Annotated in this window: 13 protein-coding genes; 8 read left to right on the forward strand and 5 right to left on the reverse strand. The window is 62.2% G+C overall.

What is annotated here, in order from left to right:
- Positions 1-168 precede the first annotated feature (168 nt).
- Complete coding sequence (locus AAHE99_RS15540; protein ID WP_342118260.1) at positions 169-1,881, forward strand: M4 family metallopeptidase; 1,713 nt, start codon at positions 169-171, stop codon at positions 1,879-1,881.
- Between the two features lie 54 nt (positions 1,882-1,935).
- On the opposite strand, the gene AAHE99_RS15545 is transcribed toward AAHE99_RS15540, so the two are convergent.
- Positions 1,936-2,478, reverse strand: a complete 543-nt coding sequence (locus tag AAHE99_RS15545) for an acyloxyacyl hydrolase (RefSeq protein WP_342118261.1) — start codon at positions 2,476-2,478, stop codon at positions 1,936-1,938.
- Between the two features lie 139 nt (positions 2,479-2,617).
- On the opposite strand from AAHE99_RS15545, the gene AAHE99_RS15550 reads away from it, so the two are divergent.
- Positions 2,618-3,520: an NAD(P)-dependent oxidoreductase gene (locus tag AAHE99_RS15550; protein ID WP_342118262.1), complete on the forward strand. Its 903-nt coding sequence runs from the start codon at positions 2,618-2,620 to the stop codon at positions 3,518-3,520.
- On the opposite strand, the gene AAHE99_RS15555 is transcribed toward AAHE99_RS15550, so the two are convergent.
- A complete protein-coding gene (locus AAHE99_RS15555; RefSeq protein ID WP_342118263.1) occupies positions 3,517-4,710 on the reverse strand; it encodes a M20 aminoacylase family protein in 1,194 nt (397 codons plus the stop codon). The genes AAHE99_RS15550 and AAHE99_RS15555 overlap by 4 nt on opposite strands.
- 95 nt (positions 4,711-4,805) lie before the next feature.
- Between AAHE99_RS15555 and AAHE99_RS15560 the strand changes: the two genes are divergently transcribed.
- The 5 genes from AAHE99_RS15560 (at position 4,806) to AAHE99_RS15580 (ending at position 12,042) form a co-directional block, all read left to right on the forward strand.
- A complete protein-coding gene (locus tag AAHE99_RS15560; RefSeq protein ID WP_342118264.1) occupies positions 4,806-6,860 on the forward strand; it encodes a molybdopterin-containing oxidoreductase family protein in 2,055 nt (684 codons plus the stop codon).
- A gap of 9 nt (positions 6,861-6,869) precedes the next feature.
- On the forward strand, positions 6,870-8,000 hold the full coding sequence (locus tag AAHE99_RS15565) for an aminopeptidase (RefSeq protein ID WP_342118265.1): 1,131 nt from the start codon (positions 6,870-6,872) through the stop codon (positions 7,998-8,000).
- 161 nt (positions 8,001-8,161) lie between these two features.
- Positions 8,162-9,856, forward strand: coding sequence for a long-chain fatty acid--CoA ligase (locus tag AAHE99_RS15570; RefSeq protein ID WP_342118266.1), 1,695 nt, complete (start codon positions 8,162-8,164; stop codon positions 9,854-9,856).
- Positions 9,857-9,858: 2 nt separating this feature from the next.
- Positions 9,859-11,529, forward strand: a complete 1,671-nt coding sequence (locus tag AAHE99_RS15575; RefSeq protein WP_342118267.1) for a long-chain-fatty-acid--CoA ligase — start codon at positions 9,859-9,861, stop codon at positions 11,527-11,529.
- Between the two features lie 204 nt (positions 11,530-11,733).
- Entirely contained in the window at positions 11,734-12,042 is a 309-nt protein-coding gene (locus AAHE99_RS15580) for a lysozyme (RefSeq protein ID WP_446728933.1), read from the forward strand.
- A gap of 17 nt (positions 12,043-12,059) precedes the next feature.
- Here the strand turns inward: AAHE99_RS15580 and AAHE99_RS15585 are convergent, their stop codons facing one another.
- A complete protein-coding gene (locus tag AAHE99_RS15585) occupies positions 12,060-13,607 on the reverse strand; it encodes an alkaline phosphatase D family protein (RefSeq protein WP_342118269.1) in 1,548 nt (515 codons plus the stop codon).
- Between the two features lie 4 nt (positions 13,608-13,611).
- Positions 13,612-13,986 (reverse strand): acyl-CoA thioesterase, encoded by a 375-nt coding sequence (locus AAHE99_RS15590; protein WP_342118270.1) that lies wholly within the window; start codon positions 13,984-13,986, stop codon positions 13,612-13,614.
- 111 nt (positions 13,987-14,097) lie between these two features.
- Between AAHE99_RS15590 and AAHE99_RS15595 the strand changes: the two genes are divergently transcribed.
- On the forward strand, positions 14,098-15,945 hold the full coding sequence (locus AAHE99_RS15595) for an ABCB family ABC transporter ATP-binding protein/permease (RefSeq protein ID WP_342118271.1): 1,848 nt from the start codon (positions 14,098-14,100) through the stop codon (positions 15,943-15,945).
- 99 nt (positions 15,946-16,044) lie between these two features.
- On the opposite strand, the gene AAHE99_RS15600 is transcribed toward AAHE99_RS15595, so the two are convergent.
- Entirely contained in the window at positions 16,045-17,313 is a 1,269-nt protein-coding gene (locus AAHE99_RS15600; protein ID WP_342118272.1) for a dicarboxylate/amino acid:cation symporter, read from the reverse strand.
- Positions 17,314-17,374: the final 61 nt, after the last annotated feature.

Below are 17,374 nucleotides of genomic sequence, written 5' to 3' on the forward strand. Positions count from 1 at the left end.
CCGAAGGCCCGCTAAGCATAAGCTAGCGGGCCTTTTTGCTTTCGAAAGTCTCAAATTAAACATACAACAGAAAGTTGTCTCAATTTGTAGAAATTTTGACTCTCCCCCTCCAAGCCCGATAGTGTGGCAGTCCCATTACAAAACCACCACGGGACAATTGGAGACCATATGCAAATTCGTAAAACGCTGATCGCTGCAGCCATCGCTGTGGTAGCTGCACAAGCTGGCGCCGCCAGCATGATGGCTAGCCCTGTAGCCTTCTCTGCACAGGAAAAAGCGCGCCTGATTTCTACCCTGAACGGTGAGCGCGGCAAGCACGGCCTGGATACCGACCACGGCTTCGTCATCGCCAGCCAGCACCCAGGCGAACAAGGCCACGCAATCAGCCGCCTCAACCACACCTACAAAGGTGTGCGCATCTTTGAATCCGAATCCGTGGTGGTGACCGACAAGGGCGGCAACATCGTCAGCGAATCGATCGGCGAGCGCCGTCAAGGCCTGTCCGCCAAGCGCTTCGACGTGAAGCCTGTCATCAGCAGCAAGGACGCCATCTCCAAAGCCGGCCAGCACGTGCCGGCGCGCGGCGCCCCGATCGATCCGCCTTCCGCTGAGCTGGTGATCTTCCCTGTCATGAAGTCGGTGCGTGCAGCCGGCGCCGAGAACAAGGCCGAAGATGAACTGAACGCAGTCGACGTGCAGGAAGTGGTGGACCGCCACGAACTGGCCTACCTGGTGAAGACCCGCGCCAAGGATGGTTTCTACGACACCGTTATCAGCGCCAAAGACGGCCGCGTGCTGGACCAGTGGAGCGCAATGCAAAACGTCGTCGGTACCGGCAATAGCCAGTACAACGGCGCGGTGCCAATCAACACTACCCTGACCGGCGGCGTGTACAAGATGATCGACGGCACCCGCGGTACCGGCGGCACCTTCGGCGCGATGGCCATCACGAACGCTGACCATGGCACCACTGCTGGCGCCGTGTACTCCAACGCCACCAATGTGTGGGGCGACGGCAAGCAGTACATCGCCGGCGGCAGCACCACCAACGCCAACGGCCAGACCGCTGCAGTGAATGCACTGTGGGGCCTGATGAACACCTACGACATGCACAAGAACGTGCTGGGCTGGCAGTCGCTGGACGGCAACAACACCGCGACCTACATCGCCGTGCACGTGAACACCGCCTACGACAATGCCTACTACTCCGACAGCTGCAAGTGCATGTTCATCGGCGACGGCGGCACGTCGTTCAATAACCTGGGTTCGATCGACGTGATCGGCCACGAGATGGGCCACGGCATTACCGCCGCCACCTCCAACCTGACCTACCGCGGCGAATCCGGCGGCCTGAACGAATCGTCGTCGGACATCGCCGGCGAAGCAGTGGAAGCCTACGCACGTGCCGGCGGCACTGGCGCGGCCCTGCCTGTCCCTTCCGGTAACGACTGGATGATGGGCAAGGAAATCTCGAAGAGCGGCCAGCCGCTGCGCTGGATGTACAAGCCAAGCAAGGATGGCCGCTCGCCAGATGCATGGTCGACCTCCGTGAAGCGCCTGGATGTGCACTACAGCAGCGGCCCTAACAACCGCATGTTCTACTTCCTGGCCATGGGCTCCAGTGCCACCACCACCAGCGACTACTACTCCAAGTATCTGGTGCAGGCGCCTAAGAACATGACCGGTATCGGCATCGACAAGGCTTACCGTATCTGGTTCCGCGCGAACAGCACCAAGTTCACCTCGTCGACCAACTACGCAGATGCTCGTTTGAAAGTGCTGGCAGCAGCGCAGGAACTGTATGGCGCGAACAGCGCTGAAGCAAAAGCAGTCCAGCGCGCATATGCTGCAATCAATGTCGGGGCTGACGTAGCAGAATAAGCTGCGCTGACCTGGATGAAGAAAGCCGCCGGTGCAAACCGGCGGCTTTTCTTTTTAGTAGCGGTAGGACGCTTTGATGACGAGGTAGTCGACGCCGCTGTTTGGCTTCTTGATGCCGCCGTTGGAGAAGTGCTGTGCCTTCAGGGCCACTTCCCACTTGTTGGCGAACACATAGCCGACGCCCAGGTGGTCGCCGAACTGGAAGGCCGTGGAGAGGCCATCGTCGTTGCTGTTATAAGTGCGCGACAGCAGGTGGGCGCCAATGCCGCCTTCAACGTAGAAGCCCTTCTTATTGGTATTCTCGAAGCGGAATACCGGGGTCAGTCCGATGTCGATAAGATTCCTCTTGGAGCCTGGTACATTGTGCCATTGGCGCGCTTCCCATAAGCCGATGCTGGCGTCCCAGTAACCGGCCAGGTGGGTGCCATTGGAATTGAACCAGCTCCACTCGGGCTTGAAGTCCTGGGTGGCGCCCAGGCGCACCATGCGGACTTTGGAGGCGGAACCGTATTCCACGTAGGCGGAATTGAGGTCGATGGCAAAGGCAGATTGAGCTGCAAGCAAGGCTGCGGCAGCGATGATTGTTTTACGGTGCATGTAATTTATCTCTCTTATTTTTGCCACAGTCTCTACATTTGCTGCGGCAATTCGGGCATTTTACTTACGTTCTGAAATAATTTCAGACGACCCCCAAATTGTTAAAATCACTGCAATATTGACATAAGTGGAGCAAAAATTGACTCATCCTCAGCGAATTGCGTTCCTCGGTATCGGCCTGATGGGGGAGCCCATGGTGCGTCGTCTGCTGGCGGCGGGTTACCCGGTCACCGCCTGGAACCGCACGCCGGGCAAGGCTGGCGTATTGGCGGCTGCCGGCGCCGATCCGGACGATGTGCTGCCGCATGCGGTGGCGGATGCGGCGGTGGTGGTGTCGATGTTGTCAGCGGGCGACGCGGTGCGCGGCGTGATCGAGGCGGCGCTTGATGCGCTGCGTCCGGGCACGCTGTGGATCGACATGAGTTCAACGCGGCAGGATGAGGCGCAGGAGTTCCATGCGCTGCTGGGCCGGCGCGGGCATCGCTTTATCGATGCGCCGGTGTCGGGCGGCGTTGGCGGTGCGGCTGCGGGTACGCTGGCGATCATGGCGGGCGGCAGCGCGGAGGATTTCGAGACAGCGCGTCCGGTGCTGGAGGCGATGGGCAAGCCGAAGCTGGTCGGGCCAGCCGGCAGCGGGCAGGTGGCGAAGCTGTGCAACCAGCTGATCGTCGGTGGCACCATCAATATCGTGGCGGAGGCTTTGCTGCTGGCGCAGGCGGCGGGGGCGGATCCGGAGGCGGTGCGGGAGGCGATCCGTGGCGGCTTTGCGGAGAGCCGGGTGCTGGAAGTGCATGGGCAGCGCATGCTGGAGCGGAATTTCCTGCCTGGCGGGCAGGTGCTGACGCAGCTGAAGGACCAGCACAATATCCTGGCTGCGGCAGCTGCTGCGGGGGTGGCGCTGCCCGTCACCAGCCTGGTGACGGAGCGTTATGAGACGATTCGCGATGTGCTGCCGCGGGCGGATCATTCGGCGGCGCTGATTGCGCTGGAACGGCTGAATCCGGGCGTGCGCGTCGGCAGCGGCGAGGATCGGCTGCCTTAACCTTTCGGCAGGGCTGCTTCGGCCAGCTGGACCCAGAAGCTGGCGCCGATCGGCAGCAGCTGGTCGTTGAAGTCGTAGCTGCCGTTGTGCAGCACGCAGGGACCGAGGCCGTGGCCGCCATCGCGGTGGTCGCCGTCGCCGTTGCCAATGAAGACGTAGCAGCCTGGCTTCTCCTGCAGGAAGAAGGCGAAATCCTCCGCGCCCATGGTCGGTTCGATATTGCTGTCGACCATCGCATCGCCAACCACGGCTTTCATCACCTCCACGGCGAAGCGGGTTTCCTTGGCGTGATTCACCAGCGGCGGGTAGTTGCGGCGGAAGGTGAATTCGACTTCCGCATCGAAGGCGGCGGCAATGCCTTCGGCCAGTGACTGCATGCGCTTCTCGACCATGTCCAGCACTTCGGTGGTGAAGGTGCGCACGGTGCCGACCAGCTTGGCGTCATCGGGAATCACATTGGTGGCGCTGCCGGCGTGGATCTGGGTGATCGACAGCACCGCCGTATCCAGCGGGCTCTTGTTGCGGGTGACGATGGTCTGCCAGGCCTGCGCGATCTGCACCGCGATCATGATCGGGTCGATGCCCTTGTGCGGCTGGGCCGCGTGGGCGCCTTTGCCGCGCACGGTGACGTGGAATTCGTTGGAAGAGGCCATCATCGGGCCTTCGCATACGCCCAGCGCGCCTTGCGCCATGCCGGGCCAGTTGTGCATGCCGTAGATGGCATCCATCGGGCACTTCTCGAACAGGCCGTCGCGGATCATTTCGCGCGCACCGGCGCCGCCTTCTTCGGCCGGCTGGAATACCAGGTAGACGGTGCCGTCAAAATTGCGGTGCTGCGACAGGTAGTGCGCCGCGCCCAGCAGCATGGCGGTGTGGCCGTCGTGGCCGCAGGCGTGCATCTTGCCGGCGTGTTTGGAGGCGTGCGGGAAGGTGTTGATCTCCTGCATCGGTAGCGCATCCATATCGGCGCGCAGGCCAATGGCGCGTTCGGACGTGCCGTTCTTGATGATGCCAACCACGCCGGTCTTGCCCAGGCCGCGGATCACGGGGATGCCCCATTCGCTCAGCTTGGCGGCAACGGTTTCGGCGGTACGTACTTCTTCATAGCAGAGTTCCGGGTGGGCATGCAGGTCGCGTCGGATCTGCTGCAGCTCGGATTGAAACGCAATAATCGGGTCGATCAGTTTCATTTGGTTCTCCATCGGTGTTGCCATTCTAGCCTCCCGATGCGATTTTCTGGAATCGTTTACGATATCGTTTTACGCCGCCGCTAAACCATATCAAGATGTCCACCTCCCAAGTCCGCGCCACCTGCCCGCACGATTGCCCCGATACCTGCGCCTTGCTCGTTACCGTCGAGGACGGCGTGGCGACCGAAGTGAAGGGCGATCCCGACCATCCGACCACGGCCGGCGTGCTGTGCACCAAGGTGTCGCGCTATACCGAGCGCACCTATTCGCCGGACCGCCTGCTGTACCCGATGCGCCGCGTCGGCAAGAAGGGCGAGGGCAAGTTCGAGCGGATCAGCTGGGATGAGGCGCTGGATGAGATCGCGGCGCGCCTGCAGCCGCTGGCAGCGACTGAGCCTGAATCCATCTTGCCGTACAGCTACGCGGGCACTATGGGCCTGGTGCAGGGCGATTCCATGTCCTCGCGATTCTTCCACAAGATCGGCGCTTCGCTGCTGGACCGCACGATTTGCGCGACGGCCGGGGCCACCGGCTACAAGTACACCATCGGCGCCTCGATCGGCACCGACCTCGAGCAATTCCAGAATGCCAAGCTGATCATCATCTGGGGCGGCAACCCGATTGCCTCCAACCTGCATTTCTGGACCCGCGCGCAGGAAGCCAAGCGCAATGGCGCCAAGCTGATCGCCATCGATCCCTACCGTTCGCTGACAGCCGACAAATGCCACCAGCACATCGCCGTGCTGCCGGGCACCGATTCGGCGCTGGCGCTGGGCATGATGCACATCCTGATCCGCGACGACCTGCTGGACCACGACTACATCGCGCAGTACACGCTTGGCTTCGACCAGCTGCGCGAGCGTGCGGCGGAGTGGACGCCGGAGCGCACCGCCGCCACCTGCGGCATCAGCGTCGAGGAAGTGGAAGGCCTGGCGCGCGAATATGGCGAAACCGCCAAGCGCGGCGAGCCGGTGGCGATTCGCATGAATTACGGCGTGCAGCGCGTGCATGGCGGCGGCATGTCGGTGCGCAATATCGCCTGCCTGCCGGCGCTGGTCGGCGCCTGGCGCCACGCGGCGGGCGGGGTGCAGCTGTCCTCCTCCGGCACCTTCAAGAAAAACCTGGCAGCGCTGCAGCGCCCGGATTTGCTGGCCAAACAGCCGCGCACCATCAATATGACCACCATCGGCGACGACCTGCTGCGCCCGGCCTCGCCCGAGTTCGGCCCGCAGTTGAAAGCGGTGATCGTGTACAACTCCAACCCGCTGGCGATTGCGCCCGACTCGGCCAAAGTAGCGGCCGGCTTCGCACGCGAGGACTTGTTCACGGTGGTGCTGGAACACTTCCAGACCGATACGGCCGATTATGCCGACATTGTGCTGCCGGCCACCACGCAGCTCGAGCATACCGATGCGCACAGCGCCTATGGCCACCTGTACATGATGGCCAACAATCCCGCCATCGCACCGATGGGCGAAGCGAAGTCGAACACCGAGTTCTTCCGCCTGCTGGCCGCGCGCATGGGCCTCGGCGATCCATGCTTTAAAGACAGTGATGACCAGCTGGCATCGGTCGCATTCGTGCAGTTCGACTGGGAGTCACTCAAGCGCAAGGGTTGGCAGAAACTGGAAGTTCCTGATGCACCTTTTGCATGCGGCAAATTCCCCACACCATCAGGAAAATGTGAGTTCTATTCGGAAAGCATGAAGCAGGATGGCCTGGACCCGTTGCCGACCTACATCGCCAACTACGAATCGGCGGCATCTGCCCCCGAACTGGCGGCAAAATACCCGCTGGCGATGATATCTCCGCCGGCGCGCAACTTCCTGAACTCGACCTTTGTCAACGTGCAAAGCCTGCGCGCCACCGAGGGTGAGCCGCACCTCGACATCAGTCCTGACGATGCGGCAACACGTGGCATCAACCACGGCGATATGGTGCGCATCTTCAACGATCGCGGTTCCTTCGTGTGCAAGGCGCGCGTGACGCCGAAGGCCCGCAAAGGCCTGGTGGTGGGGCTATCGATCTGGTGGAAGAAGCTGGCGGGCGATGGCAAGAACGCCAATGAGGTCACCAGCCAACGGTTGACTGACATGGGTCGTGCGCCGACGTTTTACGATACACTGGTCCAAGTCGAGAAAGCTGCCTGAGAATGACTTATGCGCACGTTAGCACACTTGAAACTGCGCGCCAGATACCTGGCGACAGCGGGTGTGTGCGCCGCGCTCCTGGCCGGTTGTGCGCAATTCAAGTATTACTTCCAGGCGGCCCAGGGCCAGTACGCGCTCTGGTCTGACGCCCGTCCGGTCGACGACTGGATCGGCGACCCCGCCACCGATCCCAAACTCAAAGCCCGCCTTGAAAAAGCCAAGCTGATCCGCCGTTTCGCGGTGAAGGAGCTCGGCCTGCCCGACAACGCCAGCTACAAGAACTACGCGCCGCTCAAGCGCCAGTACGTGCTGTGGAATGTGGTGGCCACGCCCGAGCTGTCGCTGCGCCCGGTGCAATGGTGCTTCCCGATTGCGGGCTGCGTCAGCTACCGCGGCTATTACGACAAGGCCGACGCCGAAGCCTATGCCGCCGAGCTGCGCAAGGAAGGCAACGATGTGCAGATCGGCGGCGTGCCGGCCTATTCCACGCTGGGCTGGTTCAGCGACCCGCTGCTGTCCACCTTCATCAACCACTCCGATGCCGAACTGGCGCGCCTGGTGTTCCATGAACTGGCGCACCAGGTGGTGTATGTGCAGGGCGATTCGAAATTCAACGAAGCCTTTGCCTCGGCGGTGGAAGAAGCCGGCGTCAACCGCTGGCTCGAACTGTATGGCAATGAAGCCATGCGCGAAGCCTACCAGCGCTACAACCTGCGGCGGCAGGATTTCATGGCACTGCTGGTCAAGCACCGCCAGATGCTGGCGGACAATTACGCCAGCAAGGCCAGCGCCAAAAAGAAGCGCGAGGAAAAGCTGCGCGTGTTCGCCTCCCTGCAGGAGGAATACAAGGTCTTGAAGGCCAACTGGGCTGGCTACAACGGCTATGACCGATTCTTTGCAGAACCGCTCAATAATGCCCATTTAGCATCTGTTGCAACCTATAATGACTTGCTGCCCGGCTTCCGCGCCTTGCTAGCTAAAGAGAAGGGATTCCCCCACTTTTATGCTGCGGTGCGGAGCATGAGCAACCTGCCATCCGTGGAGCGGCATGACCGGTTGCACGAGCTGGCGCGCGCTATGGCGCAGGCTCCTGAAACCACTACCGCTGCGGCGGCCAGGGAACGAAGCGGCGTGAACTGATGCTGCGGTGCAGCAGGGAGGCCTGCTAGAGGACGCGTTCCAGAATCCGGAAAATAGCTTGCCACTAGGCTGGCCTGCACGATAGCATCTAGAGTGCGGGAAAGCACGGCCGTTCTATTTTCGCAAATAATACATATAAAACCGAGACAAAGAGGCACAGGATGGAAAAAATCTGGTTGAAGTCGTATCCCCCAGGCGTCCCAAGCGAGATCGACGCCACGCAATACCGCTCACTGGTTCACCTGCTCGAAGAATCGTTCCAGAAGTACGCGTCGCGCAATGCCTTCGTGTGCATGGATAAGTTCATCACCTATGCCGAACTGGATCAACATTCCAAACGTCTCGGCGCCTGGCTGCAAAGCCGCGGCATGAAGAAGGGCGCGCGCGTCGCCGTCATGATGCCAAACGTGCTGCAATACCCGATCGCCATCTGCGCCATCCTGCGCGCCGGCTACACCGTGGTCAACGTCAACCCGCTGTACACCCCGCGCGAGCTGGAGCACCAGCTGAACGACTCCGGCGCGGAAGCCATCATCATCCTCGAGAATTTCGCCACCACGCTGGAACAGGTGCTGCCGCGCACCCAGGTCAAGCACATCATCGTTGCCAATATGGGCGAGATGCTGGGCGGCCTGAAAGGCCATATCGTCAACTTCGTGGTGCGCAACGTGAAGAAGCTGGTGCCGCCGTTCTCGCTGCCGAACGCGGTGCGCTTCAAGGATGCGCTGGGCCATGCCAAGAGCATGAAGCTGACCGCCGTCGAGCTGCGCCATGAGGACGTGGCCTTCCTGCAGTACACCGGCGGCACCACCGGCGTGTCCAAGGGCGCCACCCTGACCCACAAGAACATCATCGCCAACCTGCTGCAGATGCAGGCCTGGTCGGCGCCGAAGTTGGCCGACCTGCCGCCGGAAGAGCGCACCATCATTTGCGCGCTGCCGCTGTACCACATCTTCGCGCTGACCGTGTGCGCCATGTGGGGCATGCGCGAGGGCGGCCTGAATGTGCTGATCCCGAACCCGCGCGACATCGGCGGCTTTATCAAGGAACTGGCCAAGTACCGTTTCAACCTGCTGCCGGCAGTGAATACGCTGTACAACGCACTGCTCAACCATCCGGACTTCAACAAGCTCGATTTCTCCGGCCTGAAAGTCGCCAACGGCGGCGGCATGGCGGTGCAGAAGGCGGTGGCCGACAAGTGGCTGGCCGCAACCGGCGTCACCATCGTGGAAGGCTACGGCCTGTCCGAGACCGCGCCGGTGGCAACCGCCAACCGCTTCGACAGCACCGAGTTCTCGGGCATGATCGGCATGCCGATCCCATCCACCGACGTGGCGATCCTGGACGATGAAGGCAAGGAAGTGCCGCTTGGTACCCCTGGCGAAATCGCGATCCGCGGCCCGCAGGTGATGGCCGGCTACTGGAACCGTCCGGAAGAAACGGCCAAGGTCATGACCCCCGACGGCTACTTCAAGTCCGGCGACGTGGGCGTGATGGATGAACGCGGCTACGTGAAGATCGTGGACCGCAAGAAGGACATGATCCTGGTATCCGGCTTCAACGTCTACCCGAACGAAATCGAAGACGTGGTGGCTTCGCATCCGGGCGTGCTGGAATGCGCCTGCATCGGCGTGCCGGACGAGCACTCCGGCGAGGCGGTGAAAGTGTTCGTGGTGAAGAAAGACCCGAACCTGACCGCCGAAGCGCTGATGGAGCACTGCAAGCAAAACCTGACCGGCTACAAGAAGCCGAAATATATCGAGTTCCGCACGGAACTTCCAAAGACCAATGTTGGCAAGATCCTGCGCCGCATGCTGCGCGACGAGAAGCCTGCCGACGACAAGAAAGCTGCTTAAAAATGGAAAAAATCTGGCTGAAGTCCTATCCTGAGGGCGTTCCTGCGGAGATCGACGTTTCGCAGTACCGTTCCGTGACCCACCTGATGGAAGAGTCGTTCCAGAAGTTCGCGTCCCGCAACGCCTACGTCTGCATGGACAAGTTCCTGACCTACGCCCAGGTGGACCAGCTGTCGAAGCAATTCGGCGCATGGCTGCAATCCAAGGGCCTCAAGCCAGGTGCACGCGTCGCCATCATGCTGCCGAACGTGCTGCAATATCCGGTGGCGCTGGCGGGCATCATCCGCGCCGGCTATGTGGTGGTCAACGTCAATCCGCTGTATACCCCGCGCGAGCTGCAGCACCAGCTGAACGACTCCGGTGCGGAAGCGATCATCGTGCTGGAAAACTTTGCCACCACCGTTGAACAGGTGGTCGCATCGACCGGCGTCAAGCACGTGGTGGTGGCCTCGATGGGCGACCTGCTGGGCGGCCTGAAAGGCGCCATCGTCAACTTCGTGGTGCGCAATGTGAAGAAGATGGTGCCGGCCTGGAATATCCCTGGCCACACCAGCTTCAAGCAAGTGCTGTCGGAGGGCTCGCGCCTGCCGCTGCAGTCGGCCGACCAGAAACCAAGCGATATCGCCTTCCTGCAGTACACCGGCGGTACTACCGGCGTGTCGAAGGGCGCCGTGCTGCTGCACTCCAACGTCGTCGCCAACATGCTGCAGAACGAAGCATGGCTGCAGATGAAGCCAAGCAATGAGCAGATGGTGTTCGTGGCTGCGCTGCCGCTGTACCACATCTACTCGCTGACCATTTCCTGCTTCATGGGCTGGAAGACGGGTGGCATGAATATCCTGATCCCGAACCCGCGCGATATCCCGGGCTTCGTGAAAGAGCTGGCCAAGTACCGCGTGACCGTATTCCCTGCGGTGAATACGCTGTACAACGCGCTGCTGAACAATCCTGACTTCTCCAAGCTGGACTTCTCGAGTTACAAGATCTGCAACGGCGGCGGCATGGCCGTGCAGCAGTCGGTGGCGGACCGCTGGCTGAAGGTGACCGGCACCCCGATCATCGAAGGCTACGGCTTGTCCGAAACCTCGCCGGTGGCTACCGCCAACCGCGTCGACATCAAGGAATTCACCGGCACCATCGGCGTGCCTATCCCTTCCACCGAAGTGGCGATCTTGGATGATGATGGCAATGAAGTAGCGCTGGGCGCGCCCGGCGAAATCGCGATCCGCGGCCCGCAGGTGATGGCCGGCTACTGGAACCGTCCGGAAGATACCGCCAAGTCGATCACGCCTGACGGCTACTTCAAAACCGGCGACGTGGGCATCATGGACGACAAGGGCTTTGTGCGCATCGTCGACCGCAAGAAAGACATGATCCTGGTGTCGGGCTTCAATGTGTACCCGAACGAAGTGGAAGGCGTGGTTGCCGCGCACCCAGGCGTGCTCGAAGTGGCTTGCGTTGGTGTACCCGACGCGAACTCCGGCGAGGCGGTCAAACTGTTCGTTGTACGCAAGGACCCGAACCTGACGGTGGAAGCGTTGCAGGAATTCTGCAAGCACGAATTGACCGCGTACAAAAAGCCGAAGTATATTGAGTTCCGTGACGAACTGCCGAAAACGAACGTCGGCAAGATTCTTCGCCGTCAGCTGCGCGACGAAAAGAAGGCAGCATAAGCCGGCACGATTGATCTGGCGCAAGTAAAGGCTCCGGACCGGCTGTAAAGTGGAAAGTACCACCTGTGCAGCCTCCGGAAGCCATTTATGGGCCAATCGATACCATACACTTTAAACGCAGCACTCTCCCTCTCCACTGAAGGCCGCCGGGCGCTGCGACAGCGCGAAGGTTTGAGCGGCTACTATCAAACAAGCCATCCGGATATGACGCCCGACCAGGTCGAGGCGGAATTTGACCTGACCGTGCGCGGTGCGGAACGCGCCGTGCAGCGCCAGGTCAGCCACCATGCCCTCACGCAGGCGCAGTTCGATGCGCTGGTCAGCTATACCTTTAACCTCGGTGCGGGCGGCGCCATGCTGGTGCTGCGCCGTATCGATGCCGGCGACCTGGAAGGCGCGGCCGACGCCATGCTGCGCAATATCGACGCACCGGTCGCAGGCCGCCTGCAGCCGCAAGCCGGCCTGGTTGCACGGCGCAAGGAAGAAAGCGCGCCTTTCCGCCCCGGCGCCTAGCGCCTGGCACGCGGCGCTCAGGTTTCGCGCCGGGGTTCCGCCACGCCGTCCGCCACGCTAAAGCTCGCCAGCGTCGCGATGCCGCTGCCCGCCTGGCGCACATTGTCCAGCCCCTGGAAGGACACGGCGGCGCGCTCCGGCCGCAATTCCAGCAGCATGAAGCCGCGCTTGTCGCTGCGTCCATAGTGCAGGTGGCGGTTCATCTCGACGTATTGCTGCGTGCGCGCCTGCGGGCGCGAGCTGGACGTGACCGAAGTGCCGCAGAATTCTGTGGCGATGACGGGGTTGCTGGCGCTGGCCGCGCGCAAAGGATCGCGCCGCAAGTCCGCAGCGAAGAAGGTATGCACGTCGCCGGACAGCACCACGGGGTTGCGCGCGTGGCGCATCGCGTCGAGCAGGCGTCCGCGTGCTGCGGCATAGCCATCCCACCCGTCGGTCCAGAAGCGGCCATCGCTATCGCTGGCCGGCGGCACTTGCGACAGCTGCGCCATCAGGGTCTGCTGCGCGACGATGTTCCAGCTTGCCTTCGATTCCTTCAGACCCTGCGCCAGCCAGCGCTCCTGCTCCATGCCCAGCATGGTGCGGCCCGGCTCCGCCAGTGCCGCGCAGGCGCGCCGATAGACCGAATTGGAACCGCCGCGTCCCGCCGGCTGGCAGGCATGGGGCGAGCGGTACTGGCGCGTATCGAGCACGTGGAAGCGCGCCAGGCGCCCCCAGTCGTAGCGCTGGTAGATACGCTGCGCCCGCAGCGGCTGGTGCTCGAAGAAGGCCTGGTAGGCGGCGGCCCGGCGCTGCACGAAATCCGGCGACAGCAGCTCGTCGCGCGTTGGGCTGTAGTCGTTGGCTACTTCGTGGTCGTCCCAGGTCACCAGCCAGGGCGCGGCGTGGTGCGCGGCCTGCAGGTTGGTGTCGCTCTTGTACTGCGCGTAGCGCGCGCGGTACTGGGCCAGGGTGAAACTCTCGTCGCGGCGCAGGGCGCTGGCCGGATGCTGCAGGCTGTAGGGGCCCCACTCGTAGATGTAATCGCCGAGGAAGGCGACCAGGTCGGGCGCGGCGGCCGCGATATGGCGGTGCGCATCGTAGTGGCCGAATTCCCAGTGCTGGCAGGAGGCGGCGGCCAGCTTGAGCGCGGACGGCATGCTGCCCGGCGCCGGCGCGGTGCGGGTGCGGCCTGTCGGGCTGACCGCGTCGCCCAGCATGAAGCGGTACCAGTACCAGCGGTCCGGTTCCAGGCCGCGCACGTCGACGTGGACGCAGTGCGCCAGCTCGGGCGATGCGACAGCCGTGCCGCGCGCGGCGAGCCGGGTGAAGCCTTCGTCATGGGCGACTTCCCAGCGCAGCTGCTGGGCAATGGGCGGCATGGACGCGGCGTTCAGCGGATCGGGCAGGAGCCGGGTCCACAGGATGACGGAGTCGGGCAGGGGAGCGCCGGAAGCAACGCCCAGCGTGAAAGGATAGGCGCCGTTGGTGGCGCTGCGTGCGGAAGCGGGCAGGTGGGGCGCCAGTGCCGCCAGTGCGGCCACGCGGGCCGCAGTCTGGAGCAGGAGGCGGCGCCCTTCCTGCATGGGGTTACAGCAGTGATTCCAGCGGCGGCACCGGGCGTGGCTTGCGATCCGGGCCGGTGGCGACGTAGGTCAGCGTGGCCTCGGTCACCTTGACGATATTGGCCTGCAGGCGGTTGCGCTCCGCATAGACCTCGACGTTGACGGTGATCGAAGTGTTGCCGACCTTGACGATGTCGACATAGAAGGACAGCAGGTCGCCCACGAACACCGGGTTCTTGAACAGGAAGGAGTTCACGGCGATGGTGGCAACGCGGCCATTGGCGCGGCGGGTCGCAGGCAGCGACCCGGCAATATCGACCTGCGACATGATCCAGCCGCCGAAGACGTCGCCGTAGACATTGGCGTCGGACGGCGATGGCATCACGCGCAATTCCGGCATCCTTCCAGGCGGGAGGCTGTTAGGGGGAGTAATTTGTTCTTGGGTGCTCATCGCAAAATCTCATGAAGGACTACAATTGACAGGATTTTAAACCAGCCAGCCAACGCACGTATGCGACGCTATCCGAACACTCCCCCACCTCCACCAGGCCAGTCGCGCGGCGACCTTGCTACTCTGAAAACATTGCTGCCCTACCTGTGGGTGTACAAATGGCGCGTACTGGCGGCCCTGCTGGCGCTGGTGGGCGCCAAGGCTGCCAACGTCGGCGTGCCGGTGGTGCTCAAGCAGCTGGTGGACGATATGACCGTCAAGCCGGGCGACCCGCGCGCGCTGCTGGTGCTGCCGCTGGCGACGCTGGTGGCGTACGGTTTGCTGCGCCTGTCCACCACCATGTTCACCGAACTGCGCGAGTTCCTGTTCGCGCGTGTGACGCAGCGTGCGGTGCGCACGATTGCGCTGAAGGTGTTCCGCCACCTGCATTCGCTGTCCTTGCGCTTCCACTTGAACCGGCAGACCGGCGGCATGACGCGCGATATCGAGCGCGGTACGCGCGGCGTCAGTTCGCTGATCTCTTACACGCTGTTCAATATCCTGCCGACGCTGGTCGAGATCACGCTGGTGCTGGCCTACCTGGTGCTGCATTACGACGTGTGGTTCTCGGTGATTACTTTCTCGGCGCTGGTGATCTACATTACCTTCACCATCGTGGTGACCAACTGGCGTACGCACTTCCGCCGCACCATGAACGACCTGGATTCGAAGGCCAATACCAAGGCTATCGACTCGCTGTTGAACTACGAGACGGTCAAGTACTTCGGCAACGAGGACTACGAGGCCAACCGCTACGACGAGGGCTTGCAGCGCTTCGAGAAGGCGGCGGTCAAGTCGCAAACTTCGCTGTCTCTGCTGAACACAGGGCAATCGGCGATTATCGCGATTGCGGTCACGCTGATCCTGTGGCGCGCTACGCAAGGCGTGATTGACGGCACCATGACGCTGGGCGACCTGGTGCTGGTGAATGCCTTCATGATCCAGCTGTATATCCCGCTGAATTTCCTCGGCGTGATCTACCGCGAGATCAAGCAAAGCCTGGCGGATATGGAGCGTCTGTTCTCGCTGCTGAACGAGAACCGCGAAGTGGCTGATGCGGAACACGCGCAGCCGCTGCATCCGCAGGGCGCGGAGGTGCGCTTCAACCACGTCGATTTCAGCTACGAATCGAAACGCCAGATCCTGTTCGATGTGGACTTCACCATCCCCGCCGGTACTACGACGGCGGTGGTCGGCCATAGCGGCTCTGGCAAGTCCACGCTATCGCGCCTGCTGTACCGCTTCTATGAAGTGAATAGCGGCAGCATCACCATCGACGGCCAGGACTTGCGCGACGTCACGCAGAACTCACTGCGCCACGCGATCGGTATCGTGCCGCAGGATACGGTGCTGTTCAACGACACCATCGAATACAACATCGCCTATGGCCGCCCCGGCGCCAGCAAGGACGAGATCATCGCCGCCGCACGTGCCGCCTCGATCCACGACTTCATCGCCAGCCTGCCGGACGGCTACGAGACCATGGTCGGTGAGCGCGGGCTCAAGCTTTCCGGCGGCGAGAAGCAGCGCGTGGCGATTGCACGCACCTTGCTGAAGAACCCTGCCATCCTGATTTTCGACGAAGCTACTTCCGCGCTGGATTCCAAGGCCGAGCAGGCGATCCAGGCGCAGTTGAAAGAAATCGCGAAGAACCGCACCACCATGGTGATCGCGCACCGCTTGTCGACCATCGCCGACGCCCAGCAGATCATCGTGCTGGACCACGGCAAAATCATCGAACGCGGCACCCACGCCGCCCTGCTGGCACGCGAAGGCCTCTACGCCCAGATGTGGGAGCGCCAGCAAGCACGCGGCGACCAAGAGCAGGCCTCACCCACAAGCGACGAGTTGTTGATCCAGGGCGGTTAGCGCGCACCTAAAGGATCTCCAGCGAAGCGTGCGCGTGTTCCGTTCAGACGAAAAAAATGCCGCCCGGTTGGGCGGCATTTTTGTTGGGGCGCGGTGCGCTTATGGCAGCGGACGGTCGGCCAGTTCGGTGTCGTCGGTGGCGACCAGTTCGCCTTCCCACTTTGCCACGACGGCGGTAGCGATCGAGTTGCCGATCACGTTGGTAGCCGAGCGGGCCATGTCCAGGAAGTGGTCGATACCGAGCAGCAGCACCAGGCCCGCTTCAGGGATGTTGAACTGCGACAGGGTCGCGGCAATCACCACCAGCGAGGCGCGCGGCACGCCGGCCATGCCCTTGGAGGTCAGCATCAGCACGGCCATCATGGTCATCTGGGTGCCCAGGTCCAGCTGGATGCCGTAAGCCTGTGCGATGAAGATGGCTGCAAAAGTGCAGTACATCATCGAGCCGTCCAGGTTGAAGGAGTAGCCGATCGGCAGCACGAACGCGGCGATGCGGTTACGCACGCCAAAGCGCTCCAGGCCTTCCAGGGTCTTGGGGAAAGCCGCTTCGGAGGAGGCGGTGGAGAAGGCCAGCAGGGTCGGCTCTTTCACTTCCGAAACCAGCTTCATCACGCGCTTGCCCAGGAACAGGAAGCCGGCAAAGATCAGGATCGCCCACAGTACGGCGATGGACAGGTAGAACTCCGCCATAAATACGCCATAGGTTTGCAGCACGCCCAGGCCGCTCTTGGCGATGGTGCCGGCAACCGCGGCGAACACCGCAAACGGTGCGAACTGCATCACGTAGCCGGTAACCTTCAGCATGATGTGCGCCACGCCGTCGACCGCGTCGATCAGCGGTTCCGCCTTCTTGCCGACAGCAGCAGCTGCGGTGCCGAAGAACAGCGAGAACACCACGATCTGCAGGATCTCGTTCTTGGCCATGCCGTCGATGATGGAGGACGGCACCAGGTGGGTGATGAACTCTTTCAGGGACAGGCTGGATTTCTGCAGCGTCGCTGCGGCGGCCGCGCCGTCAGTCGGGATATGGCCCATCAGCGCATCGCCCGGACGGAACAGGTTGACCATGATCAGGCCCAGGGTCAGCGACAGTACCGACGCAATGAAGAACCAGCCCAGGGTCTTGATACCGACGCGGCCCACTTCCTTGGTATCGCCCATGCGCGCGATGCCGACCATCAGGGTCGAGAACACCAGCGGCGCGATGATCATCTTGATCAGGCGCAGGAACAGGGTGGTAATGAGCGACATGTACTCGGCAAAGCTGGTCGCGCCATCCTTGTAACCGGTATTGATGAAGTAGCCGGCGACGATACCCAGCGCCAGGCCGACGAGGATATAGGTGGTCAAACGGTTTTTGTTGGCCATAAGCAAGATTCCTGATGTGGGGCGGATTTGCCGTTAGAATGAGGAGCTTAATGATGGGTTA

This window comes from Pseudoduganella sp. OTU4001 (genome assembly GCF_038440195.1).
Taxonomy (GTDB): domain Bacteria; phylum Pseudomonadota; class Gammaproteobacteria; order Burkholderiales; family Burkholderiaceae_D; genus Rugamonas.